Source organism: Mesorhizobium sp. M2A.F.Ca.ET.039.01.1.1 (assembly GCF_003998035.1).
Lineage (GTDB): Bacteria > Pseudomonadota > Alphaproteobacteria > Rhizobiales > Rhizobiaceae > Mesorhizobium.
The window spans coordinates 1-2,030 of record NZ_RZRY01000933.1 but is presented as its reverse complement, the minus strand read 5'-3'; the positions used below and the strand labels follow the sequence as shown (position 1 = coordinate 2,030).

Sequence of the window (2,030 nt, the reverse complement as noted above, 5' to 3'; positions counted from 1 at the left end):
GTCGGACGCAAGATCGTGGCGCTGAAGTCCATCTGCACCAGCATGCGCTCGGCGCCGAACTTCACGGCGAAATGCGGGACGTTCACCGCCCGATCGGCTTCGAACACGGAGAGATAGACGACACGGTCGACGCCCGCTTCGCGAGCAACGTTAAGCGTGATGATCGCCTGGGCAAATTCGTCACCCGTGACGGCATTGAGCAGGAAGAGCGTGCTCACGTCTTTGAAGGCGCTGCGCAGTGCATCGATGTCGAGGAGATCGCCCTTGGCGACGTCGACACCGGTCGGAAAGCTGGCTTTCGCAGGGTCGCGGGTCAGCACACGCACGGTTGCGCCGCGCTGGAGGAGTTGATCGACGACATGGCGGCCGACGCGGCCGGTGGCACCTGTAACGAGGATGGTCATTGGGGTTCACTTTCTGTTTGAGTTAAAAGGCACGCTCAAAATGAGTGATCCACATGCATCCCGATAGATGGTATGTTTGGACGGGTCGTCTCACTGGTGGAACAGAAATGAACAAAATCGTGGATCTTCTCGCTCTTGCCGACTTCAACCTGGTGGCCCGCCACGGCGGGTTCGGAAAGGCCTCGCGCGCAGCCGGCCGGCCAAAGGCTACTCTTTCCAGACGCGTGGCCGATCTCGAGGCAAGTCTTGATCTGCGCCTGTTCGAACGTGGTTCGCGGACGCTCAAGCTCACGGAGGAGGGACGGGCCCTGTTTGAACGAACGGGCTTTCTGCTCACAGAACTGGATGAGACGGCGAAGGCGATCGCTTCGGGCGGCCATAGCCCGCGTGGCCGCCTACGCATTAGCGCGCCACTGCTCTTTTCTCAGACCGCGGTCGGAAAGCTCGCGGCCGGCTTCGTCCTTAGATACCCGGAGGTTCGGTTGGAGATCACCACGGAAGACAGGGCCGTGGATATGATCGAAGAAGCCTACGACCTCGTCATCCGGGTGAACCCGCAGCCGGATGCCAGCCTTGTCGGGCGAGTGTTCCTGCGCGATCGGCTGGTGGTGGTGGCCAGTCCGCACCTGACGGCCCCAGCCTCTGGGCACCCTGTTCCCGCGATCAGTCGAGGCTCGTTGAACGAGTCCGAAGCCTGGCAAGTCATGACCTCGTCCGGCAAGTCGACGATCAACGCCAAGCCAGTGCTCAGCCTGGCGTCATTCGTCATGGTCCGAGATGCGGTGCGCATGGGGCTCGGCGCCGCGCGCCTGCCGTTGTCGCTTGCCAGTGGCGATCTGGCTGCCGGCACACTGGTGCATTGGGGGGATGTGTCAGGGCCCGAGACGGCGCTTTGGGCCCTTTATCCCTCGAGGCGTTTGCTCAGCCCCCGCGTGTCAGCGTTCCTCGACTACTTGAAGGAAGCCTTTCCGCAGGGGACGGCTGATGAATTGGCAGCCTATGTCGCGGACTGAGCAATTCGGCCACCGTTCCTACGAACCCACCCGCGGCGAGCAAAACGGCGAACAAGACAAGCGGAGCAAGTGGGAAAACTCCGGGTGGCGCAACACGCTCAACACCGCAGCCGCCATGGTGACGGCCGTTGGTGTCAGCGCAACGCGTGTTGCACGCCCGGTTCTGTCAACGTGACATCGGCTGAGCGCCTGGCTCAGCCGTGCAAGGAGGCCGCGACGAGGCTCTGCATCGAGGTGGTCGGACGACCGATCAGCCGCCCCAGCGCGCCACCGTCATCGAACAGCGCCCCGCGCGAGGCCGCGGCGTCGGCATCGGCCAGAAGTGCAGCGAGATCGGCAGGCAGGCCGGCGCCCGTCATCACATCCCTGTAGTCAGCCTCGGACAGGTCGTTGTAGATGATCGTCTTGCCCGATTGCCGCGAGACCTCCGCCGCAAGCTTGGCAAATGTGAAGGCATGGTCTGCGGCGAGCTCATAGGTCCTCCCCGCCTGGTCGCTGGCCGTCAGCACCGCGGCTGCGGCCTCGGCATAGTCCCGCCGCGCCGCGGATGAGAAGCGCCCGTCCTTCGCAGCGCCGACGAAGGCGCCGTGCTCAAGCGCTGCCGGGAGCTGTC

Annotated in this window: 2 protein-coding genes and 1 pseudogene; 1 reads left to right on the top strand and 2 read right to left on the bottom strand. The window is 63.8% G+C overall.

Annotated features, from left to right (window positions below):
* A partial coding sequence (locus tag EOA24_RS35750; protein ID WP_127410693.1) for an NmrA family NAD(P)-binding protein occupies positions 1 to 404 on the bottom strand: 404 nt, incomplete at its 3' end.
* 119 nt (positions 405 to 523) lie between these two features.
* Between EOA24_RS35750 and EOA24_RS35745 the strand changes: the two genes are divergently transcribed.
* On the top strand, positions 524 to 1,417 hold the full coding sequence (locus EOA24_RS35745) for a LysR substrate-binding domain-containing protein (protein ID WP_126083745.1): 894 nt from the start codon (positions 524 to 526) through the stop codon (positions 1,415 to 1,417).
* 194 nt (positions 1,418 to 1,611) lie between these two features.
* On the opposite strand, the pseudogene EOA24_RS35740 reads toward EOA24_RS35745, so the two are convergent.
* Positions 1,612 to 2,030 (bottom strand): annotated as a pseudogene (locus EOA24_RS35740) (hypothetical protein); the annotation flags it as partial.